Origin of the sequence: Actinokineospora diospyrosa, assembly GCF_024171925.1 — a bacterium.
GTDB classification, from domain to species: Bacteria; Actinomycetota; Actinomycetes; order Mycobacteriales; family Pseudonocardiaceae; genus Actinokineospora; species Actinokineospora diospyrosa.
The window spans coordinates 330,492-355,427 of the sequence record NZ_JAMTCO010000004.1 but is presented as its reverse complement, the minus strand read 5'-3'; the positions used below and the strand labels follow the sequence as shown (position 1 = coordinate 355,427).

10 protein-coding genes are annotated in these 24,936 nt (G+C 65.9%); 5 read left to right on the top strand and 5 right to left on the bottom strand.

The window, feature by feature from the left end; genetic code table 11:
• The 4 genes from LV75_RS35995 to LV75_RS08705 form a co-directional block, all read right to left on the bottom strand.
• The coding region (locus LV75_RS35995; protein ID WP_443612906.1) for a tetratricopeptide repeat protein at positions 1-170 on the bottom strand (170 nt) is incomplete at its 3' end.
• Positions 103-2,985 carry a CHAT domain-containing protein gene (locus tag LV75_RS35990; RefSeq protein ID WP_253886288.1) on the bottom strand — a complete coding sequence of 961 codons (2,883 nt, stop codon included), beginning with the start codon at positions 2,983-2,985 and terminating at the stop codon, positions 103-105. The genes LV75_RS35990 and LV75_RS35995, both read right to left, overlap by 68 nt.
• A gap of 1,513 nt (positions 2,986-4,498) precedes the next feature.
• Positions 4,499-5,506, bottom strand: a complete 1,008-nt coding sequence (locus LV75_RS08710; RefSeq protein WP_253886287.1) for a 16S rRNA (guanine(527)-N(7))-methyltransferase RsmG — start codon at positions 5,504-5,506, stop codon at positions 4,499-4,501.
• A gap of 106 nt (positions 5,507-5,612) precedes the next feature.
• Positions 5,613-6,614, bottom strand: a complete 1,002-nt coding sequence (locus LV75_RS08705) for a hypothetical protein (RefSeq protein ID WP_253886286.1) — start codon at positions 6,612-6,614, stop codon at positions 5,613-5,615.
• Between the two features lie 533 nt (positions 6,615-7,147).
• Between LV75_RS08705 and LV75_RS08700 the strand changes: the two genes are divergently transcribed.
• The 4 genes from LV75_RS08700 to LV75_RS08685 all read left to right on the top strand — a co-directional run bounded on the left by LV75_RS08700 (position 7,148) and on the right by LV75_RS08685 (position 20,443).
• Positions 7,148-8,605, top strand: coding sequence for a hypothetical protein (locus tag LV75_RS08700; RefSeq protein ID WP_253886285.1), 1,458 nt, complete (start codon positions 7,148-7,150; stop codon positions 8,603-8,605).
• A gap of 559 nt (positions 8,606-9,164) precedes the next feature.
• Positions 9,165-12,584 (top strand): hypothetical protein, encoded by a 3,420-nt coding sequence (locus tag LV75_RS08695; RefSeq protein WP_253886284.1) that lies wholly within the window; start codon positions 9,165-9,167, stop codon positions 12,582-12,584.
• Positions 12,585-14,197: 1,613 nt separating this feature from the next.
• Entirely contained in the window at positions 14,198-18,235 is a 4,038-nt protein-coding gene (locus LV75_RS08690) for a BTAD domain-containing putative transcriptional regulator (RefSeq protein ID WP_253886283.1), read from the top strand.
• 105 nt (positions 18,236-18,340) lie between these two features.
• Positions 18,341-20,443 (top strand): hypothetical protein, encoded by a 2,103-nt coding sequence (locus tag LV75_RS08685; protein ID WP_253886282.1) that lies wholly within the window; start codon positions 18,341-18,343, stop codon positions 20,441-20,443.
• Here the strand turns inward: LV75_RS08685 and LV75_RS08680 are convergent.
• Positions 20,426-21,640 carry a hypothetical protein gene (locus LV75_RS08680; RefSeq protein WP_253886281.1) on the bottom strand — a complete coding sequence of 405 codons (1,215 nt, stop codon included), beginning with the start codon at positions 21,638-21,640 and terminating at the stop codon, positions 20,426-20,428. The two genes, LV75_RS08685 and LV75_RS08680, sit on opposite strands and share 18 nt — an antisense overlap.
• A gap of 196 nt (positions 21,641-21,836) precedes the next feature.
• On the opposite strand from LV75_RS08680, the gene LV75_RS08675 reads away from it, so the two are divergent.
• Complete coding sequence (locus LV75_RS08675; protein WP_253886280.1) at positions 21,837-24,806, top strand: AfsR/SARP family transcriptional regulator; 2,970 nt, start codon at positions 21,837-21,839, stop codon at positions 24,804-24,806.
• Positions 24,807-24,936: the final 130 nt, after the last annotated feature.

Sequence of the window (24,936 nt, the reverse complement as noted above, 5' to 3'; positions counted from 1 at the left end):
TGGTACCGGCGTTCGGCGTCCTCCAACCGCCCACGAAGCTGGGCGACGATGCCGAGTTGGTGGTAGCTGCTGGCCATGCCGGGCCGGTCGCCGAGGTTCTCCTTAATGGTGAGGGACTGCTGGCACCAGCGTTCGGCGTCCTCCAACCGCCCACGATCCTGGGCGATCATGCCCAGTTGGTGATAGGTGACAGCGGTCGCATGATGCTTCCAATCGGCCTCGGCGTGTGTGTTCAGTGCGTCGAGGATGCTGGTGTAAGTGTTGTGTGCGGCGTCGAGGGCGCCAGCTCGTAGCTGTCGGTTGGCCTGGGCGCCGACGAGGAATAGCCAGATTGCCCGCGCTCGTGGAGAGCGTGGGCGCGGTTCCGCCCGGGTTCTCCAGGATGTCGCGGGCCCTGTCCACCCATGCGCGGGCTTCCTCGGCCAGGCCTGCGACATTCAGATAGGCATCTAAGGGCTGGGCGATGGCTTGGGCTTCCTCCCACAAGCCGAGGGCGAGTGCGTGGCCGAGGCAGTGACCTAGGGTTCGTCGTTGCAGGCCGAGCACGGTGAGCGCCATCCCGGCATCGCCCGTCTGGATCTGGTTCAGCAGCCATCGGGCGAAGGTGGCGTGTGCGCGCAGCAGCGTGAGTTCCGCGGTGGCGCGGTGGTCGGCGTAGTTGTCGGGGTCGGAGGTTTGCCAGTGTGTGGCCAGGTGGGAGGGCAGCGCGGGATGGGTCGCCCACATTCCCCTGCCCAGGGCGGTGAGCAGTCCGACGTCGGCTGCCCGTTCGAGCACCGCCGCCCATTCGCGGTTGTCGCGACCCGGCGACGCGGTGGGGTTGTCGACCGCAGCGGACATGAGGGCGAGGACATCGGCGTCGACCACGCCGTGGAACAGCGACACCACGTGTAGGGCCTGGCGGGTGTCGGGATCGAGGTGGGCCAGAGAGTAGTCGATGCTTTCGGCCAGCGATCCCGTGCGCCCGGTGCCGTGGCCGCGGGGCAACGCGCCCGTTCCCTGCAACCCGTCGAGGATGTCCACGGCGTCGAGGTCGGCGAGGTGGGGAAGGATCACGCGCATGCTCAGCGGGTGACCGTCCAACCAGCGCAGCAGCTCGGCGAACGCCCGGTGGGCTCGGCGCGGCGCGGCGGCGGGATACGGGGCCAGCAATTGGTTGGCATACTGCACGGCCTCCTCGTGGTTGAGGCCACCGACCTCGACCCGGCGCACCTCGCCCAGCCAGTCCTCCTGGGTGCGGCTAGTCACCAGTACCACGCTCGATCGGGCGGCGTCGACCCGGCGCAGGAAGTCCCGCAGCTCGTTCCGTGCCGCCGCGTCCAGAGCTGGCGTCGCCGCGGTGGGATCGGGCATCGTGGCCACAGACTCGAAGTTGTCCCACACCACCAAGATCCGGTGCTCTCCCATCGCGGTGAGCACGACATCCAGGCGTTGCGGCAGTTCCAGGCGGGCGAACTCCGTGCCGAAAAACGCCAGGCCGATGGTCGCGAGCACGCCCTCCAGACCGAAGGACGCCACGCCGGGCTCGAACGAGTGCCAGATCACCCACTCCGGGCGCTGCACCGCCCTGGTGTCGCGCCACCAGCGCCCAAACGCCTTGGCCAGTTCCGTCTTGCCCGTGCCCCCAGTGCCGTGCAGCACGATCACCCGAGCGGTGCGGGCGGCGACCTCCAAGATGTGGAACAGCCCGTCCCGGCCGACGAACTCGCCCGTGGCCGTCCAAGGGTCCCGCGCGTCGAGTTCGGTCTCGCTTTCGCGGACACGGTCCAACGCCTCGCCCAACGCCAGCGCGCCCCGCGCGCCGGGGACCCGGCGCAACTCCGGGAACCGCACATCACGACGCAGGTAGTGCACCGGGACCGCCCAGTCCTCTAACGGCAGCCACCCCTTCGGGCTGGGCCGCTCGGGGCGCTGCGCCATCCTCGTCCGCCCCTCCCGCACCGCCCGCGCGACCGAGTCGCCAGCGAACAGCCGCTCGTAGAACGCGGTCATGAACTCCGCCGCCGCTACCGCGTACACGCTGTAGGCCATCGCCACCACCGCCGACGCGCCCCCTGCCAGCAACCGCGTCGCGACCGCCGCCTCCAACTGCCTGCCCACCGCCCCGGACTGACACGCGTTGAGCACGACCACTGGCACCCGCGCCCGCGCCAGCACCCCGCCGACCCGCTCGGCCGGCACGTGGTCCGCACCACTGCCGTCGGCCTTCTCGAACGCCAGCACACCCTCGCCCGCGCCGCCGGCGAACGTCCACGGCGCACCCGAACCTGCCGCGCGGGCCCCGGTCAACACACCGTGCCCGTCGAAATGCACCACCTGGAACGGCTCATCGGCATCGGCGGCTTCCGCCAACACCCGTTCCAGCGCCTCCAGCGTCGGAGGCCGCAGTACCACCAACTCCACCCGACCCCGCACCACCTCCAAGGTGCGCACCAACGGCCGCGCGATCATCTGGTAACCCACGTCCGCCGCGCCCGCCGGACGTGAGATGACCATCAACACCCGCAATTGCTCACCAGCCACGTCGAACGTCGTCCCCGGCGCCGCCGACGGCACACTGCGACTCAACCCGAACCCGTCCAGCACCAACGGCGACCCCACCGCCGGGTCCCGCATCAACTCCCACGGCAACCCCAACACGCCCGGTACCGCCGAGCGCACCACCACCTCCGACGACCCCCGCGACCGCGACCGCACCGCCACGTACGCGTCCCGCGCCGCACCAGCCCCGAACACCGCCGCGAACATCGCCTCACCCCAACGCGGCAGACAACCCGCGACCTCCGACCCCCGCGACTCGTACACCCCGAACGGCGCCCTCAGGTAGTCCTCCATATACCACCGGAGGTCCTCCAACTCCTCGACGCTCAACGGCCAACCCAACTTCACCGCAGCCCCGACAGAAGTCGGCAACTCGCCATCGAGCCACGCGGAAACCGACACCCGCCCGTCAGTCCCCACATCGATCAGCAGCCTGTCCGCCACGACACCAGAGCCCCTCTCACGCCCCTATTCGAAACCCACTCCCACACCGTTACACCACGAGCACCACTGCTCCCTCCAACCCCGATCCGCAGAAGTACGGACCAGCAACGCGATCCAATCCCGATCTACTCGCCAGAGCGAACAGTGCCCGACCGACAAGTAGGACGGCCACGTCCTGCTAGCCCACCCGCTGACCGTCCGAACACCAGTTCGCTGCCGCAACAATGCGACAGCGGCCATTCGGGCGGCGGCCCCATCGACCGGAACGCGAACTGGTCGCCCCGATCATCGACACCGGCGGCAGGACCGGACCTCGCCACCACCTCCGTCCAGGCGAACCGATCCAACCCGACTTGCCAGCCACAGAACCCGATGCACTTCCCGGTCTACCGGCCGCCGCCCGCGCTGCCCCGACCGCCGTGGTGACCTCCACGTAGCCCGATCGAGGAGGCAGGAACACCAAAGGGGCAACGACAGAGCCGACCTGCGGATACGTACCGGCGCCTCGGTGATGAACACGAATGATGATGACGTGTCTGCGAACCCGGAATGTCGTTGCGCAGCAGTGGCCGGGCCCATAGGCCGCCAAGCGCGACCAGTCGATGCTCCTGGCCTCATTCGCTTTCCCGTGAACACCGCAAATGCCGCGATGCGAGCGCTCGAAACTTCGGGTGCTTGTGCGGTGACGGCGGGCCGATGTGAGACCAGAGCGTCTTCACCCCATAGGAGATCAATGGGCCGATACTCGCTGCAGCGGCGTAACCGGACCGGTACGCACGACAGCCGCCTCGTGGCTTGCCTCGGCCTGAACCCCCGCTGGTTCCTCTGACTCGACCGGGCGAAGAGCACGGCTCGTGAGATGTAGTTTCCGCGCCCGCGCCATCCATCGGAGGTCAACGGCTTAGGGGGCCAGTGGCGGCGGCACTGCCTCCTGCCGCTTGGTGATCTCGATACGTGCCGCTTTTCCTGGGTGGACCTCGGGGAGGGCGCCAAAGGATGGAAGCAGAGCCAACCAGCGGTCTCATGGCGGCAGCCTGGTCATCGGGTCATCCTTCAGGTTGTCGGGACCAGAGTGACGCTCTATCCGCAGGGCGAACGACGCTGCGGTAGGAGCCGCATCCTGGCTGACGAGGATCCTGAGCGTCTACCTGGGCGTGGGCACGGCCGTGAGGCACCACATGCCCGCAGGTCCACGCTGGCAGTGACCCCTTCGGTGTGAACTATGTACGGCATATGGTGTTGACCTGCGAGAATGTCATTCTCGCAGGTCAACGCATGTCCGTTGTTATTCATTGACTGCCGTTCAGAGTCGTTGGAAGCGCATTTCTGCTCCCAGTTTGCTCCCCATAGTGCTCCCCGTCTGCCGGGGTGCCCGATGGCTGTCCAGCAGAGTCGTCAGGGCATGAAGCAGTAGAGGCGCTTCGGCCGAGATGATACCTCCGAGGCGAGAATGGTTCATGGCGCGGCCCGTGGCGTTGCGGGGTGAGTACGGGTCATCGCCTGAGCGACAGGGTCAGTCCTTAGCGACGATCTCGTCCCAGCACTGCTCGCAGCACGAAGCGTCGGGATCGCTGATGGTGCGCCCGCAGTGGCCGCACGAACCGAGCCTGTCGGCCGTCCGGAACCCGCAGTGGAAGCAGATCGTGGTTGGTAGGTGTCTCGGGGCGCTGCGGGTCTGGACCCGCACCAGCGCTTCAACTCCGCACTCCAGACAGTCGGCGACCGACCACTCCGTTCTCTCTCGGACGGCTAGGTACCGCGACTCGCCGAGTACCGATTCAGCGTATTCCTCTGCTACATGCTCGCCGTCGATCTCGAACCAGCGGCGGTCACAAAGTCGACATCGGGACTGCTGATCGTCGGCTTCCCAGGTCCAGGCCAGATGCAGGCAAGCCGGGCAGTGGATGACGATCCCATGCCACGCATCCAACTCCGGGGTGATTCGGGCGATACGGGCGTCGTAGACCGCCTCGATAGTGGTGATGGCCTCCCGAATCAGGCGCTCGGCGTCCTTCAGATGGGCGATCTCCGGCTGAGGGGCGTTGGGGATGAGGTGGTTGTGGATGAACTGGGACAGAACGTCCAGAGCGGCGACAGCACGGCTGGTGACCCCGTCCTGGCTGCTAGTGGAGCCGTAGTGCTGCAGCTTGTTACGTTCATCGCCCAGGGCACTGAGGGCTTTGCGGTCGTCCTTGCTGAAGTTGATGTCGGCGACCTTCGCGAGCCGGGTGATCGCTGTGTCGAGCGAGACACTGCGAAACTTGCCCAGCCTCAGCTTGTGCTCGTCGGCGACGTAGGGATCGTCGAACACATGCTCGAATCCTTCACGTTGCAACCTGACCTTCACCAGGATCTCGATCGAGGCCAGCAAGTGCAGAACCGCGTACTTGAGACTGCGGGGAGTGTCAGCGTCGTGCAAGTGAGTGATCGCGCTGGCGAGGAAGTCCACCCCGTTCGCGATCGGCTCGAACTCCAGGTCCCGATCATTGCCGCCTGACAATCCGACATTGGGCTGGGCCATCGAGCACGCTCCTTCATTGATGCCGGTAGTCAACAAGGGCTACTTGCATCGTCTACCGCGTCGCGGCACCCAACGACAGAGGCGCCTATCGCTCTCGGGCTGTTCTCTACACGTTCGGGTGGTGTCCTCTCTTGTGACGGTCGTGTTCCGACGCGTGGGGCGCGCCGGGATGATGGGCTGCGCCGGTGAGGTGCCGCGGTAGATCGGTGAGTTTGTTGATGACGGTGGTGTTCATCCGTCTGTCGAGTTTGGCTGTGCGGAGTACGTGTGAGCGGTGGGCGTCGCAGACAACCACGTCGCAGTAGGGGACGGCCAGGCTGAGCGCGTCGATGTCGAAGATGTCGTTCGAGGTCCATGACTTGTGTGCGTTTCGGTGGTCCTCGGTCTTCAGGGTCGTGGCGACCTCGGTGCTGGGCATCGACCGCAGCAGGGCCCGTATGGACGCGCTGTCGGGCAACACGGTGTCCGGCCGAAGGCCGTGGGCGGCCAGAACCTCGTCCAGGATGTCGCCGAGCTCGATCTGCACCTCGCGTTCCAGGACGACATCGCGGAGCCGTTCCCCGCGGGTCCAGCTGTCCAGTTCGCCCCCGCGGAAGGTCGCCAGGTGGTCTTGGAACGATTGCTCTTGGGCCGCCCGTCGCGTCATCACGGTGGCCGCGGCGTCGGGGTCCCAACCGTGCGCATGTAGCGCCGGGACCTCGCTGTCCGATGGGCCTGCGAGTGAGGTGCGCTCCAGCATCAGCTGTGCCGCTGTCATCCGTGCGTCGAACACCGCGGCTCCGACTCGGTCGCGCTCGTCGCCGGTGACGTCGTTGTCCTGCTCGTCGAGGATGCTAAGCCCGCCCTTCATACCGAACGTCCAGGCCACGCCGCAGCCCAGAAGGGGATACTCGGCGGCTGGTGTGGGCATCGGGCCGAATCGGTCGTTGAGGGCGGCGTCGACTTCGAGTCGGGCCACGACGGTGCGATCGATCAGGGTGGCGAAGCCGGAGAGCTCTTCCATCACCGTCGCCAGGTCTCGCCGTTGCGCGGGATCCTTGATCTTGATCGTCTCGGCGTAGTGGGTGGCGGCCAGCGGGAATAGCGCTCTGCCGTCGCGTCGCGCCACCCGGCACGCCTCGAGGACGTCTCGGTAGGACTCACCTTTCGGTGGCCTGTCGCCGCTTGGGCGAGGTAGATCCAGTGGTTCTGATCCAGGTACACCAGGGTGGTTGAGTCCACGAGTCGGTGCACGCCGGTAGGCCACCGCAGCGGGGGTGGCTCATGAGCCGAGTTGTTGGCCACGTCGACGATCATCGCCTATTCGCGGGCGTTCGTCGCACGTGATATCGAGGGGCGCCGACCATGGAGGCGACCAAGTGACACACGGAGCTCGTCCAGGGTCCGATGATCCACCTGCCACGCGGTTCTGAGCGGACAGCGTCGAGGGGCGTCGCGCGGTATCCGGTCGACGATCGCTCTGCTCGGGGTGACACTGTCGCCGTGGAGTTCGAGATCGAGAAGGACACCGTCCGGCGGTTCGTGGTCCGGGCGCGGCGGGTCGCGGCGCACTCGCTTGTGCGGGACTGGGAGCGGTTGATCGAGTTGGCCCAGGACCGTGTCACGATGCGACTCTCGCTCACGGGTGTGGCGAGGACATCGATGCGCTTGCCCGAGGACGAGGAGGTCTTCGAGTCGTTGGTCGCGCGGTTGCGGCCGTTCTTGTTGAAGGACGAGCGCGTTCACCACGCCCGCCTGTTCAAGGCGATCAAGCGAATGGTCGTCCAGGGAGGGACAGGGTTCGACGAGGACCGCCAAGGCCGGTTTGACGAGCTTCGGGCGGGTTGGCAGCAGTTGGCAGGAGACACGCCGCGATTGCAGACCTACTCGGTGCAGGGTTTCGATGAGCAGGGACAGCCGCTGACCCCTGTGGTCGCCGACGCGGTACTCGCGGCGGGGTGGTTGTACGCCGACCTCGTCCATGCCCAGCCGCGACCGGGGCTGGAGGAGGCGGCCAGGTTCTCGCTGGCCGAGCGCTACACAGCAGCGGTACGCCTGTTCTCCAAGCTCGCCATGCTGACCGCACACACGCTCGCCTTCATCAACCAGTTGCGCGACGACCAGCTCATCGAGATCGGCCGTGCCGCCTGGGACACCCCAGTGGAGATCGACAGTGCCGAGCTGACACAGGAGGGTGTTGTCTTCGTCGCTCCGGCTGGGACGGAGGGCCCGGCCTGGATCCCCGGTTCACTTGAGGTGGCCCAAGGGTGGCGGTCACTGACCACCACCGAGGCGATCCGCATGGACACGGCTAACCAGGTGGAAGTCGTACTGAGCGGCGACGACGGGGAGCGCGTCGCGGCCTACGAGGCCGCGGTGCTGCGCCGCGACACTACCGACACCGAACTGCGGTGGCGCGTACTTGTCAATGACGCCGTCGAGTTCACCTTCGCCCTCGACATCACCGCCGAGGTCACGACTCCACGACTGCTCCATTGGGACTTGCATCAGGACACGAACCGGCAACTCCTCGTCAGCTCCCAGTTCCTGCTCGAGATGTACTCCGCTGCCGAGGTCGGCTTCGACGTGCACGGCCACCGCTTCATCGCCTTCACCGCCACCGCACCTGCCGAACGCCTGGCCCACCTGCGAGCCCTCTCCAACCTCGCCCAGGATCTTGTGCTGCTCGAGAATCGGCTCGGACAAGCCCTCCACGTGTGCGACGCAGGATTCAACCAATGCGACCAGGTCGTGGTGCGGATCATTCGACTATTGCACGAAGGGCGCATCGTGCCCTTCGGGTATGGCCCCATGCGTGTAGCGGTCGACTCACCTGAGGCGCCCGCAATACTCGGGCAGCGGGCGACCGAGTTCGGCCTGGGCTCCTGCCGGATCCCGGTACCAGCCTTCTTCATCGGCCATCCCCAGGCCGTGGTCCACGACCTGTCGATAGGCGAACATCAAGGGCCAGGCCGGATGATCGAATACGGGCCACCTGCCGGAGAACGCCTCATCGCCTGGAGCCCCGACTGCGGCGCACCTAAGCCTGAGCTGGACGAGCTCAGCGTGGACACCGACTGGGGCCTCCCCGATATCGATCAGCACAGCTTTCCCTGGTGACCATCAGCGCAGAGACCACTCTGATCTTCGCGGTGGGCCGCTAGGGTTCCGTAGTGGTGCGCTTGGTGGCCCGCATGCGCGTGGCGACCTCTTCGTCGTGCCTCGGTCCGTTCAGCGCCTAGTGTTCCGTTCGCGGACGGTGTGCCTGATAGGACGTTGACCACGGGGTCCGGGCTGGTCGGGATGGAGCGAGGCGCAGCGTGCTGGCCGGGGACGGCCTGGACGCGGCGTTCAAGATCTCGGTGGGTTCGGTCGAGCAGGTCACTGCGGCGCCTGCCCCGCCAGTCCGGGTCAAGGCCCCTGGGCCGAGGTCGCTACCTTGCTGGGCAGCATCGCTCGGGGAGTGCGGCGATGAGCGCCCCCACGAGCCTGCACACCAAGAGCACTCCACTCGACGCCATCGAGTAGTCGGGTTGGGGCTGGTCGTTCCGCCTGTTCCGGGTGCACAACCTCACCTTCTGGGGCCTGGCGTGCTTGTGACACCTCGTCGGTCGCTTTGTGTCGGTGGTTCGTATCAGACTGGTGGGGCCGGTGGGGACCCACGAACGGGAGTGGACGGTTGAACGAGGCAGAGATCGCCAGGTACCTCGAGCTGGGTCGTGAGAACGCTCGGATCATGGAGTTGGCTGCCGATCACTGCCGGGACATGCGGTTCGTGGAGATCGGTGGTCGAGGGATGCTGGAGGAAGAGTCCGGGCTGCCGTTGAACATGCGACGAGTGGAGTGTCCGGTCGCGATCGGGAACACGGCTGGGATGCGGTTGGACCATGTGACGTTCGGGTTCTATGCCGATCACTGCGGGGGTTGCGACCTGCGGAAACCGACGGGGCGGATTCCCAACCTGGAGACCGAGGTTCGCACTCGCCAACAGGAGGCCGAGGCACAGCGAGCCGAGCGGGCAGAGCGGCTGCGGCTCCAGGGGGTTGAGCGAGCCGTGCGGGTGGAGCGGCGACGGAGCCTGCGAGCGACCGCGGACCCGGCGACCGTTGGCATCCTGGACGATCTCGATCTTCTCGAGGTGGACCCCACGGTTGACGTCGACGCGGACGCGACTGCCGCGGCTCGGCGCCGGTTGACGACGGTTGCCGGTCGTGCGGCGGACCGGTTTGACGAACGTGTCATCGACGAGTTGTTCGACGCCGTGGAGAGTGTCGGAGTTACCCAGCTTCTGGAGTCGTTGCGCCACCTGACGTCGCGGCGACCGGAACTCGCGCACCGCTTGGTCACGACTGCGCTGTCGGCGTTGCGGTCGTTCCCGACACTGGAGGCGGGCCGCTGCCTGACCGACTACCCGGACTTGGTGGACGCGGCGTCGATCGACGACGCGGTGATCTGGGCGGTGGTGGTACTGGCAGGGGCGAAGACACCCGAAGACCATCACTTCTCCGGCCCGACGCCGGTAGTACAGGCGAACGATCCGGGCCCATTGCGGGTCCTTGCAGATCTGTGTCCGGACAAGCTGGTCGCACGTTTGGGTGGGATGCTCCCGCGTCCCGCGGTGACGGGCATCATCGTGAATCCCGCGCACCAGCCGCCGTTGGTCTCCGACGTCGACCGGAGGGCGGCCGCTGGTGCTGTCGAGCATCTCGCAAGCGCTCATCTTGAGCTGGCTGTCCAGCTGTTGCCGGCTTTGGCCGTTTCTCTCTCTGTTCCACCGGAAGACAGCTATGACCCGGCGACGGTGGGGGCTGTCGAGCGTGCGATCGCGCGGATGTTCATCGCCGCTCCCGTCCGGATTGCCGGGCTTCTGGAGGACGCGGGCCGGTACGCGGCCGAAGCGACTCGGGACGGTCTCGTCGGTTCGGTCCGACATGCCCTGGAGATGGTCGACACCGAGTACTTCCACCGTCGCCCTCATGACCCGGTGGTAACGCCTGAGGAAGAGGCGGTCGTGACCGAATGGGCATTCGTGTTTCTCCTCGGCCGCACCGATGAGTCGTGGGGGGCAAAGGTGACATTCTCCGCGGCCGATGCCATTGAGCAGGTGGGTCGCTGGCACCGCGACGCCCTTGCCGGACGCATGGACGCGACCCTGGGTGCGTTCGTGACACTGACCCGGCACCGGCTCACCACGCGGAACAGCGTGCTCACCTCGGCCGCTGTTCCGGATCCTCTCGCGGGACTAGAGGCATTCTCGCGCGAACACAGCCTGTATCAGTCCGCCCAACGGCTGTTGAGAGCGGTGGAGTCCGCATCATCGACCGACCCGTTGGCTGTGTGCGCGACCATCACCGCGCTCATCACGAGCGAACGCGACAGTGACCTGGGTGCCGAGGTGGTGTGCCCCCTCCTGGCCACCCTCGGCGAGATCGGCCGCTCCCATGGCAACCAGCCCGGAGTAATCCAGGCCATTCTGCCGACTCTCCACACCTACCTCGTCGATGCCGACCCCGGGCCGCGTGCGGAGGCGCTCGAGGCATGGACGGCGATCGGCGGGACGCATGCCCTGCCATCGACGGTCGCGGACCTACTCCCGGCACTCGTCCTGGACACGCACGTCGTGATGATCGACGCCGTCCTCAAGGCCGCGTGCCGGCTCATCTGGCCGGACCAAGAGTCCCGGATTCGGTTGATTGTCCACGCTGCGAACGTGATGAAGGGCATCAACGTTTCCAAGCACTTGGACACGTTCCTGACCTCGCTCTCGGCGCTGCGGCGCCACGTACCGAACCTTGCTGCGCTCGCTGAGCTGGAGAAGGAGGCCCTCACCCGAGTTCCTGAACTTGAGGGGTATCAGGCGACGAAGGTCATCGAGCAGCCGTGGCAGCCCGGTGCACGAGTTGCACCGGAGCTCGCCGTGTTGTGGTTGATGCTCGCGCCGCAGAGCACTTACGGTTTCAGGCAGCACGACGAGGCCGAGAAGGCGTTGAACGGGCTTCTCGACTGCGGCGTCGGCCTCCTCGGTCTCCCAGCGGCCAACATCATTGAAGTCGGCGTCGCGCACTCCCCGGAGTCGCACCAGGGATCGGTGGAGTATGCCGAGGTCCTCGCCCGGGCAGAGCGCCGGACCGATGCCCTGGCGCTGCTTGAGGGCGCGCTGACTCGTATCCCGCACGAACCAGCGCGCAGTGCGCAACGTGCCATGGTCGCGCTCGCATGCGCTGTCGGACGTCTGCAGGTGACCCTAGAACCCGCCTCGCCAGTCGACGCCGACGTACGCACGGCAGTCGATGAGATCGGCGCCGCGATCAGCACCTGCTTGAGCCGCGCCGAGGACGACGCCGGATGGCTCCAGCCATACGCGAAGGACGCCGCGGTTCGAGCAGCGATCATCTGCACGGTGCTCGACATTCCGATCCCAGCGAAAGTCGCCGCCGGGATCGCGGATACACCAGCTGGCCAGCAGCTGGCCAGCTCTGACAACCCGGCGGGATCCGGCAGAGCAGTTCAAGGCGCGCGCGCGGCGGCTCCGCGTCCTGGCAGCTGCCCTCCAGCGCGGCGGAAGATCCGCCGGGACAGCGACATACGACGGTCTCGTCATCACCGGGCGACTACTCGACGCTGTCGCACACCTGCTCGACGCCGAGAGCGCCGACCTGAACGCCGATATCATGCAGGCTCGAGCGCACCGGACCGCAACAGCACGCCGCACCGCCGCCATCGACCTGAACGCATACCGGGACGACGATCCGCTCCTCGCGCGCGCGAGCCCTCCGGGCCACGCTCGCGGCAGATCCCGACCCGGCCGCACCCATCGACCTGGGCACGGTTCTCACCGCAGTGGCCGGTCTCCCGGCGCCGTTGCTGTTCATCCGCACACCTGAACCCCAACACGCCTCCAGGCCGTGGACGCCGCCCGCTGATCCCGAGCCCGATAGCCCGACGGTCGCTGTTGCCCTGGTGTCGATCGACGACACACTCCTCACCGGGCCCGCCATCGTCGACCCGACCCTCACCCACACTCTGTCTCTGCAAGTACAGACCGACCCGTGGCCAACGTGGGTCGAACGGCTGGACGCCGAGCTCGTCAGCACCCTGAACGACGCCGAACTCCAGCGGCCCGCGCTCACCTGGCAGCGCCACCAACACACCGGTGATCCGGACACCTACGAGGGGAAGGGCAGCCTTCACGTGCGGTACGCCGTCCCCACCACACAGCACGCGCCCCCCGTCCTGGTGCGCCTCACCTGGCGTGGCACAGACGAGAGCGGCAACCCCAAGCGCCAACCCCTCGACGTCGCCGGCCACCGCGAGTTCCGAGTGCGCCCCTACGACCCAGCCCGCGACGCCACCACCCAGTACGAGGTGTTCGACGAGCACCTCCTCGGCATCTACGAGAAGCTCGCCACCGCCGGCTACCCGCACAACCAACTCCAGCCGTTCGCCCGACTGCTCAACGCCATCTCCCGCGTGGGGCTCGCCATGACCTGGAACAAGAAGTACCGCCGCGGCCAGCACGTGAGCGAACGCCAGTTCCACGACGATCTCCACGCCGCCCTCCTCGCCGACCCCACCCTCGAAGGCCGAGTCGAACGCGGCACCGCCCTCGGACACGGATACCTCGACACCCGACACGACGGCATCACCGCTGAACTCAAGGTCGCCCGCGACCAACCCGTCACCCCTGGCACTGCCACCAAGTACATCGGCCAGCCCACCCAGTACGCCGCCGCCGACGGTGTCCGCCTCTCAATCCTCGCCGTCCTCGACATGAGCCGAAAGGTGCTGCCCATCGGAACACCCGAGAACTACCTATTCGCCCTCGGACCCCAACAGCACGGGATGACAGCTCCACATTCCCCGAGCGTCGTCGTCACCCTCGTCATCAACGGCAACCTGCCCGTGCCCAGCAGTTGGTCCCGCCGCAGGACCCCGATCACCACTGACACCCCTTGCCCCTAGGCGCCACCGGCGGACCAAGTCGACCATGGTAAATGGGTGGAGCGTGAGTAGCGTCTCAAGTCCAACATCGAGTTGGGGCAGCTGGCTGTCATCACCGGAGCTACCAAAGCTGGCGTAATCGGCTCGATGGTTCTGACCTGCGGATTGGGCTGTACTGTGTGTCAGAAGGGCCCATGGCTGGCCGCGGTGAGTCTGCGGCTGGTGGAGATGCTGACCACAGCGGTCGAGACCGCTGTGACAAATAAGGGCTCACCGACCTACGGCATCCCGAGCTGGCCGTACGATGCCGTTGACCTGCGGTTGGACGCCGTCGCAGGTCGTTGAGCGCTGCCCAGAGAGCCTTTGTGTGTGAACCAAGGACGCGATGATGCGCTGACCTGCGGAAACACAATTTCCGCAGGTCAGCGCGGATCCGTTCAGAGTCGTTGAATGCAGTTCGGGTCCGTTGGGCGTGTCTGACTGCTCCCCATTTGCTCCCCGCGCTGCTCCCCAGCGCTTTCACCGTCTGCGGTTTATGGGTTCTCGCGTAGTTCGTTGACCCACGACGGCGTGGTGTTCCAGCGCCTTGCTCATCGGTCTGGAGGTAGTAAGAAGTCTAGGGTCACCGCCGTGCGGCCAGGTTGGTTGAGGTGTTCGCTGGTGCCGGATGTGGCATTTCACTCGGTTGGCCGCATGTCGTGGAGGTCTTCTGCTCGCGTTGCCTGGTTGGATCGTTTGTCGGTTGCTACGGCAGGGGTTGGGTGTGCGTCCATGGAGTTCCGGGTCCTCGAGCAGGTGAAGGCGTTCAACGACGCGGGCACGGTCCTTGTGCTGGAGCCGAAACTCCAGGTGCTGTTGGCGATGCTGTTGATCAACCAGGGCGCTCCAGTGGCCAGGCGCAAGCTCAAATCGTGGTTGTGGGACGGTAAGGACCGCGCTGAGACCACATTCGATGGGTACGTTACTGATCTTCGGCGCACCCTGGTCTCTGCGTTCAAGGACCGCGCCACGTTGCAACCGGACGGTGTCGGTTACCTGCGGTTGACCGTGGCAGACCCGATGTGTGTCGACTACCGGAGATTCCGGACCCGTGTCGCGGCTGCCAAGGCCGCTGACAGCGACGAGAAGGCTGTGGAGGAGCTCGGCGCTGCGATTGAGGAGTTCCGCGGCGAGCCGCTGGGTGCGCTGGCTGGCTCCGAGTTGCGGAACATCCGCACGGACCTCGATCGTCAACATCGCGACGCCTGCCACGACCGAGCTGGTCGCCTGATCAGACTGGGCTGGCACCCTGATGCGCTCACGGAGCTCAACAGGTATCGCACGAGGTGGGCGCATGACGAGGACCTGTTCGAGCTGTGGGCCACCGCGATGATCGCGACCGGTCAGCACCGGCTGGCCCGTGAGGAGTTCACGCACTTCGACACCACCTACAAGGCCACCCCTCAGCTGCATACCCGCATGAGCTCGCTGCTTGCCCGCAGCCGCGACGACGTGCGTGAGCAGGTTTGGTCTGAGTCGGCTTCGGCTGAAGCGGTGAGCCTGTTCGAAGGACAGTGTGAACTCGGCGCTCTGCACCTGCCGAGCGCGTTGCTGCGTGCCGAGTACGGGGTGGTGCCGTTCCAGCACCGCGCCGACATGCTAGCGGCGCTCATGGCATGGATTGGGGATGAATTGCCCTTGTCCTGCCTGTTGATCACCGCTGAGGGCGGGCAGGGCAAGACTCGTTTGGCGCTCAAACTCTGCTCGATGGTCGGCAAGCAGGGATGGACGGCCGGGATGCTGCGCAACGACCTGCCCGCCGAGTTCCTCGCCCGCGTCGGCGCGAAGGGCGGTCGGCAACTGATTGTGATCGACTACGCTGAGGGACGCGTCGACCAGGTCATCTCAGTGGTGGAGGCGCTCAGCGCCCGCGCCAGTGCAGAACCAGCGCGTGTACTGCTGCTGAGCAGATCCATCGGTGAATGGCAGGACGGTCTGCTGGAAGCCGACGATGAAACGGCTGCGGCAGTTCTCGCATCCATGCACGAACTTGCGCTGCCAGCCCTGGTCACCGACGACGATCGACCGGGCGAGTTCGCCAGAGCGGCGACAGCGTTCAGCACGAGGCTCTCCCGGCCGCCTGGACTCGTGCCGCCGCCCGCTGATCTCGACGACCACCGCTACCGCAATGCGCTGGACATCCACGCGGCTGCACTGGCTGCGGTGCTCGACGAGGTCGAACCAGCAGGTCGCGGACCTGCTTGGGTCGACCCTGTACGGCGGGTCCTGCGGCACGAGCACGTTTACTGGGAACGCACCATTGACACATATGCACTGACCGACGCGCATCGGGGCCGACTTGACCAGGTCGTGGTGGCTGGAACTCTGTTCGGCGCTGCGGACCGCGGCGAGGCGGTCCGGCTCCTCAGCGCGCTACCGACGTTCGCGGGACAGCCCCAGGACCTGGTTGAACGGTTTCTCACCTGGTCGCGCGACCTCTACCAAGGCGAAGCGTTACTCAACGGGATGCGGCCCGACCGGCTGGGCGAGGACCACGCCGTTACAACCATCGCCAAGTTCCCGGACCTCGTCACGTTGCTGCTGACGGCCGCGGAAGCGGCTCAGGCCAGGCAGGCGATCACGGTGCTGGGTCGGGCGGCGCCGCGACACACCGCTCTGGTGGGTGCCATCGAGAACATGGTGCGCAGTACTCCTACGCGCCTGGTCCCGATCGGGATGGAGGTCGCGCCGACGCTGACGAACCCGACGGGGCTCACCTCTGCTCTGTCCACTGTGGTCAGTACCTCAGCGGATCGCGCACTGCTGGACGCGGTAGTGGCAGATCTGCCTCCTGGCAGCATCGCGCTCGCCGAGTTCGCGGCCGTGGCCACCGGTCGTGCCCTCGAGGTTCACCGGCACAGTTCGCTGGCCGATGCCGAACTCGCGGTGCTGCTGAGCGACCACGGGACGCGGCTCATCGCGGTGAACGATCTGGATGCTGCAGTTCCTGTTCTCGTCGAGGCAGTGCGGTTGCACCGCGAGATGGCGTCCGAACGCGGCGAGCCGATGGTGAAAGCGGCGCTTGCCAACGCGCTGATCGAGCTTTCCAGTGCGCTGTACGGCCTCGGCCACTACGACGATTCGCTCGACGGCTCACGAGAAGCGGTCGCGTTGTTGCGTGAGCTCGCCGAGCTGGATGAAGACCGGTTCGCCGATGAACTGGTGCTGACTTCCACGGAGTTCGCCAAGCAGCTGCTTGCGGCGGGCGAGCGTGAGGAAGCGTTGGCGCTGCTCGATGAGACGGCGGCGATCTGTGACCGGCTCAGCGAGGATGACCTCAGTTACCTTCCAGAACTAGCGGCGGTGCTGCAACAGCAGGGTTATGCGCTGGCTGAAGCCGGACGGGAAAGGGAGAGCGCCGAGGTGTTCGAACGGGCTGCCCAGATCTTCCGACCACTCGCACAACACGTTCCGGACGCGTTCGCGGAAGATCTCGCCAGCCTGCTTAGCAACTACAGCGGGATTATGTTCGCGCTCGGTGACGCTGCCGAAGGCGTGGAGCTCGCCGACGAGGCGCTGGAAACCGCCGAGATGCTGGTGCAGACCTATGGCGAACGGTTCGAGGCGCTGCTCGCTCACGTGCACAACAATCGGGCGCTGGCGATTGGTCGTCAAGGCCACCACTCGGACGCGGTACAGGAGCTCACTGCCGCACAGCGAATCTTCCGCCGGCTGGCTGATCACCGGCCAGAGTTCCATCTGGCTGATCTGGCGATGGCGCTGGGTAATCGGGCGGTCCACCTCCGGATCCTCGGCAGGCTGGGAGAGGCGGTGGAAGACGACACCGCCGCGGCCGACATTCACCGCAAGCTCGCGGATTCACGACCTCGTGAGTTCCTGCCGCAGCTCGCCGACACTCTCGTCCGACTGTTCCTGGATTACTGGGTGCAGGACCAATGGCAACGTGCGCACGAGGCGATCGCGGAGGCGGTCGTGATCACCACCGAGCTGATGAACACCGCCCCCGGCGAATCGAGGCCACGCCACACCACCGCGCTTTACCACTTGAGCCAGAGCTTCGTACCCCTGGGCAGAAACCTCCGCGCGGCAGCGACTGCCTTCGAGTCGATGCGCCAGGCGAGGGTGCTGGTCAGGGAACAGCCCGGAGCCTTCGACCAACTGGCCGCCGAGATCACGCAACTGCTGGGCGTGACCAGATCAGGCCAAGGACAGCACCGCAAGGCGTTGCACGCCCACAACGAGGCACTCGGCCGCTTCCGACAGTTGGCCGACCAAGATGCGCAGAAGTACCTGCCAAGCGTGGCCTTCGTGTACGCGGAGATGGCGAAGACGCAACGGTTCCTGGGCGATCGTCGCGGTGGCCCCCACCAGGCGTTGCGCACGAGCCGGAAGGCCGAAGGGATCTGGCGCGATCTCCTGACGATGGGCAACGAGGCCGCGGTAGGCGGACTCGCGGGCACATTGAGCAACATCGCTGGAATTCTCGGCGAATCCGGAGATGCCGTTTCCTCTCTGGCGGCCTTGGACGAAGCCATCGTGCTCGGTCGTCAGGCTCATGCCAAGTTTCCGCGTCTTCGCCGGTTCGACCTGTGGCGAGACCTGCGCCACAAGGCACTGGTTTTGTCGGACGAGTCGTGCGATGAGGCCGTGACGCTTCTTGCCGAAGCGCATAGGCTGACCGGTGAGGTGGAGGACGCCGACGTGCGTGCGGGGATGCTCGACGATCTGCGACGCGACATCGGAGTCTTCGACCAACAGGCAGTTCTGCGCGTGTGGCCGGACTGCTCGCTTGTCGGCGACGGCTACTGAGCGTTCTCGCTGGTGCGACGATCAGGTGAGAGTGGCTGTCGTCCAGCCAGTTGCCGCTCCCCGGTGCGGATACTCCGAAGCCTGTACCGGTTCGGGGAGGTGCCGATGGACGGCAGCCATGCCGAAGTCGAGAACCACGTGACGGGGACCGTGATCGGCAACGTCGTGCAGGCTGGACAGGTCAGCGGCGATGTTCACCTGCACTCGGCCGTACCGTCCACGCCTCCTCGTCAACTCCCGCCGAGCCCGGCGTGTTTCACCGGCCGGGCCATCGAACTTGCCGGGTTGGACGAAGCGTTGGATCGCAGTTCTGGCCACGCGGTTGTGGTCATCGTCGGATCAGGTGGCATGGGCAAGACCGCGCTGGCATTGAAGTGGCTCGGTGACCGTGCTGACCGGTTCGTTGACGGCCAGCTGTACGCGGACCTCTCCGCGTTCGGCGCCCAGGGCCCGGCGGAACCAGGTCGGGTGCTGGGCAGGCTGTTGAGAGGCCTGGGGGTGCCTGCGGCAGAGGTTCCGCCCGAGCTGGACGAGCGCAGCGCACTGTTTCGGTCTGTCACCGCTGGTCGGTCCATCGCCCTGCTGTTGGACGACGCGGCATCCACGGCCCAGGCGCAGATGTTGTTGCCCGGCATGGGGAACAACGTCGTCATCATCACCAGCCGTACGTACCTCGGTGGGATGGTGCTGCGTGGTGCGAGAGTGCTGCCGGTGTCGCCCCTGCCCGACGAGGATGCCGCGACGCTGGTCGTGCGGACGCTCGGCCCCGGTCGCGTCGTCGAGCCGAGCTCGGTCTGCGCGCTAGCAGCGTTGTGCGGCGGGGTGCCCCTGGCGCTGAGTGTCGCGGCGGCGCGCTTGGTCGGCAGGCCGCGGTGGCCGGTAGACCGGATGGTGCGCGAGCTCGCTGACGAGCGGCGGCGGTTATCCGCCCTGGTGCTCGAAGACGGCGGGGTCTCGGTCGAGGCGGCGTTCGACCTGTCGTACCGCGAGTTGGGCGCCAGCGTGGCCGAGGTGTATCGCCGCATCGCGTTGCACCCCGGTGCGGAGTTCGGCAGCGAGGTCGCCGCAGCGGCCACCGCCACGTCCGTCGAGCTCGCTAGAGACGCGCTGGACGTCCTGGTCGACGCCAACATGGTGATCGAGGTGGAGGAGGATCGCTTCCGGATGCACGACCTGCTGCGCCTGCACGCGCAGCGATGCGCGGAACGCGAGGACACCGCAACGGTCCGGCACGACGCGGTGCGCGCCATGACCGAGTGGTACCTCGAACGTGCGGTCACCGCGGACCTCGTGGCGACGGAGCTTCGATTCCACCTCGGTGATCACTATCTGACACCGAGACCGCGGCTGTTCGGCACTACTGGTGATGCGCTTGACTGGCTGGAGACGCAGCTGTCCAACCTCATGGGGGTGTTGCGGGTCGCGGCCGCGTTCGGCTGGGACGACCTCACCTGGCGGTTGAGCGACGCGCTGTGGGGCCTATTCCTCTACCGGGGCTTCCACCCGGAATGGATCGAGGCCTGTGAGATCGGCGCAGGTGCCGCAGCCCGGCTCGGCAACCCGGTGGTGGGATCCCGCCTGCTCGTGCACCTCGCTGCAGCCCACCTGCGGCTCAGTGACTCCGCGGCGGCGTTGCGGGCCGCGCTGCTGGCCTGGGAACTGGCGGAGACCACAGGCGACTCGCGAGCCATCGCAACGGCTCTGGAGTGTCTCGGCCGAATCGCCCACGCTGACGGGCAGCTACAGGACGCGGTCGGCTTGTACCTACGTGCGCTGACGGTCAACGAGCAGCACGACCATCAGCGTGGGGCAGCCCTAGTGCTGTGCTGTCTCGGCTACGCACTGGCCGGACTCGGCGACGACGCGAGCGCGGCTGGCTACTTCGCACGCGCGACGCGGGCCGCTGCCTCCATCGGTGACAACACGTGCCGGGCGCAAGCGCTCGTCGGACTCGGAGAGACCCGTGCCCGCCAGTGCCAGTTCGGCCGTGCGATCGCGGAGATGACCGAAGGGCTTGAGGCACTCGACCCGGCGGCGCTGGCGTTGCGCGTCGACGTGGTGGAGAAACTCGGCGAGGTGACGCTGATGGCGGGTGACCGCAGCGCCGCTCGGCGCTACTGGGAGGAGGCGCTGGAGACTTTCACCACGCTGCGGCATCCCAAGGCGAACCGGATCCGAGAGCGGTTGCGGTCACTCGACGTCGCTTAGGTCGATCGGAAATGGCCTCCGCAGCGGCCTGACCAGCACGACGCCTCCAGGTTTCGGGATTCCCAACAGCTCGTAGCAGACCCGGTGGATGATCTCGGTCGCCTGTCCATGGTTCGACAGCGCGATGTCCGCGAAGTCGCGCGACCCTCCCGCTTTCAGTGCCGCACGTACCTGCCGCAACAACGGCTTGCGCGGGTCGAACGGAGTTGCCAGCCGCGACAGCCTGTCCGCGGTGCTGTCCCGCCGGACATCTCGCAGCGACCGGGTGGTCATCAGGACCGGCAACCCCAGCGCGGCGCCGTACTGGGTGACCGATCCGTGGTCTCCGGCGAGGAGGTCTGCGGCGATGAGCGCAGCTCTCCACCCTTCGCGGTAGGGAAGAGCGGTCACCCCTGCCTGCTTTAACCGGACCAACACGGCTGGGCGTCCGTGGAGCAGCCAGATGAACGGGTGCACGATCACCACGATGCGGTACCTCCACGAGGGCAGGGCGGCCCGCAGCCGCGCGAAGACCGTGGGGTCCGAGCCCCAGAGGGAGTGCTCCGACCAAGTGGTGCTGACGACGACGAGCTTCTGCCAGGGACAGACTCGCAGCGCCCGTCGATAGCGCTTGGCCCGGCGCCTGCTCACGAGCATCCGGTCGAAGGACGGACACCCCGCGACGACGGCGTGCGGCAAGGCCTCCGGGCACGACTTGGCGAGCACTGCGAGTTCGTCTTCGTGCGACAGCATGAGTGCGGAGGCCACAACCTTGCCGTCCTTCATCAACTTCTCCCTTCGGAGGTCGTGCTGCTCCTCGTCGGGGAACGGGCCGATGCGCGAGCGTGCCCCGTTGATGCCGTGCGGTAGCTTCACCTTGGGGCCGATGGTCTCGTCCAGGCCGCCGAAACACGCAGAGAGCACGAGGTCGTACGGCGTCGTGAGGACCTGCCACCACGGCACGCGCGCGATGCCCAGTTCACGGAGGAAGTCGTCGAACTCGCTGCTCCAGCGGTACCGCAGATCCGGTGTTGTCCACACGACGTTGATCCGTGGGTCAGTAAGCAGGAGGGGGAGCACGTCGAACAGCAGGCGTGTCACGGCCTGCGGGTGCTGCGCGAGCACGAGCACGGTCTTGCCCGCGAAAGTCGTCCACGGCGCGGCAGCGCGCTCACCGGGTGCGAGCACCCGAGAGCCCTCCTGCTCCGCCGCGACCATTCCGACTCCCAGCTACGTGTTTGCGCTGGTCGCGATTGCAAGGCGCGGAACTGGGGGATCTACTGGGAGATCAACTGGGGAATAACCGGCAATCTGGTTGTCACCTGAATGGCGGAACGTCTCTCATCTCCGGAGACCCGGACTTCTGATGTGATTACCCACCGGTCAGTCGCGGCGGCAGGGGTGGTGCAGGTTCGTGACTAGCGCAGCCTTCGGCGCCGCGGACATCCGGGTGCTGGGACCGATGGAGCTGCGCGGCAGCGACGGCAACCTGGTTGTGCTGCCTCCGAAACCAGCGACGTTGCTGGTCGTGCTCCTGCTGAATCTCGACCTGGGAATGAGCAACGACCAGCTGAAGGAGCACCTGTGGGACGAGGAGGTGCGCGAAGACGACACCTTGTACGGCTACATCAAGGATGTCCGCGCTGCTCTGCGCACGCTCGACCCACGAGCGCAGCTGCTCCGATCGCGTGGGTTGCTCATGCTGCGCTTGCCGAACGCCGAAGTGCTCGATGTGCGCCGCTTCACCCAGCGACTGAAGACAGCGGAAGGAGCTGACACGCCTGAAGACGGGCTGGCGGCGGTGGAAGCCGCCATCGGCGAGTTTCGCGGCGAACCTTGGACAGCGCTGAAGGTGGGCAAGAAGCTCGGCGCCAAGCGCACCGGGCTGGTGAACCAGTGGATCCAGGCCTGCGATCGGCACGCTCGTCTGTTGATTGAGCTGGGCCTGCACGACCAGGCGATCGCCGCCCTCGACGAATATCAGGCGCGCTGGTTCAACGAGAAGCGCTTCGACGTGCTCCGGGCGGAAGCGATAGCCAGCGCCGCTGCGCAACGGAAGCTCTCGACACCCACGCGCCAGTCCGGCACCGACACGGACAGACCCACACACAGCGCCAGCCTAAGTGTCTTCAACCTCGATCGCATCGATTTCGGTGGCATGGCGTTTCACGACGAGGTGGTTGGCAAGGAGGAACATCCCCACGGACTGACGCCCACCATTCTGGATGGGTTGCCGGGGTTGGCGGCTGTGGCACCGGGCTTCACTGGGCGTGAAGATGATCTGGAGCGGTTGCTGGCGGCCCTCGACCCCAACTGTGCCACCGATGGGGGCGGGGTGGTGATCTCGGCGCTGGGTGGGATGGCTGGGGTGGGCAAGACCGCCCTAGCAGTGGCCGCCGCTCACGCCGTGCGCAAAAAAGGCTGGTACGCGGCGGTACTATTTATGAATCTGCGCGGCTATGACACCGATCCAGTCACCGCCGAGCAGGCGCTCCCAATATTCCTACGCGCGTTAGGAGTAGACCCGGTACATTTTCCACCCACGCTGGAGGAACAGGCTAGCTTGTACCGATCCCGACTCGCCAAGCTGGCCGGGGAAAAAGGTGCGCCTCTGCTGGTGATCGCTGACAACGTTTCCCTCGCCAGCCAAGTCAGGCCGCTGTTGCCGGGGATGGGAGAGCATCGGCTACTGATCACTTCTCGCGATCGGCTGCACACTCTTGGCGCGATACAGCTTGACGTGGCGGTGCTCGACCCCCATGCTGCGGTCGAACTGCTGCGTAGTCTGCTCACTCGAGCTGCTCCGGCAGACGGACGTGACTCCGATGCGGCTGGGCTGGAATGCATCGCTCGTCGTTGCGGGTGTTTGCCGTTGGCGCTGCAGATCTGCGCCGCCTTGCTGGTGCGCTCGCCCCATCTATCCCTAGCTCGGCTTGCCGAGAAGTTGACGGACTCCACTAACCGCCTTGAGCATCTTAATGACGGCGAGCGTGCCGTACGCTCCGCGTTTGACCTGTCTTATGCACGGCTAGCACCTAAGTGCGCTCAGGTATTTCTCCTGCTGGGTATCGCGCCCGGCCACGACATCGCCACCGCCGCCGTAGCCGTGCTCACCGATATGGATACCGAAAGCGTAGCCGAGGTTCTGGACGAGCTAGCTGCCGCCTATCTTATCAGTAACGATCCAGAATCCGACCGGTGGGGAATGCATGACCTGGTAGCTGACTATGCCCGCTGGCGTGCGGTCAAGGCCGCGCAGGGTGATCACAAGGTTGCGGAGGCTCAGCGTATGGCGGTAGTTCGAGTGCTCGACTACTACACTCGTGTCGCCAAGGCTGCGGACCGCCATCTCCGGGAGACCTCTGGGGAAAACATGTTGGACGAATTCACGGGACGTAATGCTGCGCTGGCCTGGCTGGACACCGAGCACGCTACGCTGCTCGCCGCCGTGCGCACCGCACGCGACATCAATCACAACAGCACTGCAATCGACCTGCCGCTGTACTTGGCGGAATGCCTGGACTTGCGACGCTACCTCGATGACCAGATCACCGTTACTATGATCGCCCGACAGGTCGCTCAGCAAATTGGGAACGCCCGCGACCAAGCCCTCGCTTGGAACATTCTAGGCAATGCCCTTCGTCATTCGCGACGCTTTGATGAGGCGATCGAAGCCCACGAACATGCCTGCACCATCCACCAAAAGGTCGGAGACCGTCGCGGCGAAGCTCAAGCGTTGAACAACCGTGGTATAGCCTTGCGTCACCAGCGACACTTTGATGAAGCTGTCAGGATTTTCCGGGATGCGCTCGCCCTATTTCGGAAAATCAAGGACCGTCGTGGCGAAGCTGAGGCATTGAACAACCTCGGCATCGCTTTGCGCGAGCAGCGACACCTCGGTGGCGCCGTCAAGACTTTGAAACAAGCCCTTGTGCTATTCAAAGAGATTGGGGACCGTCGTAACGAAGCCATAGCAAGCAACAGTTTGGGTACCGCGCTCGGTTTGGTAGGCAAATTTGACGAGGCGATCGAAGCCCACGAACATGCCTGCACCATCCACCAAGAGGTCGGAGACCGCCGCGGCGAGGCGATGGCGTGGAACAGTCTCGGTAAGGTCTTTCTTCGTATGGAACGCTTCGATGAGGCGACCGGAGCCCATAAACGCGCCCTTGTCATTCACTGTGAAATAGGAAACGGCCACGGCGAAGCGATGGCATGGAACGGCCTTGGTATCGCATTGAGCAAAATCGGCCGCCTAGCGGAGGCGGTCGCAGCGTTCGGTTCCGCGATTGAAATATTCGCCAGAATTGACGATGAGCGTCTGCGGGCCAATGCCGAAAAGAACTTGGCCAACACCCGTGCTAAGTGGGCATCTGATAGCTAATGAAGGCCATTTTGCCCTGCGTGACACTGAGGTGATCTCAGCGAGTTCAGATGAGTCGGCCGTGTTCGAAAACGTGTGAGGACAAGTGCCGCTTTGACGATTTGGCCGATCTTGCGGGGGCTGGTGGTGA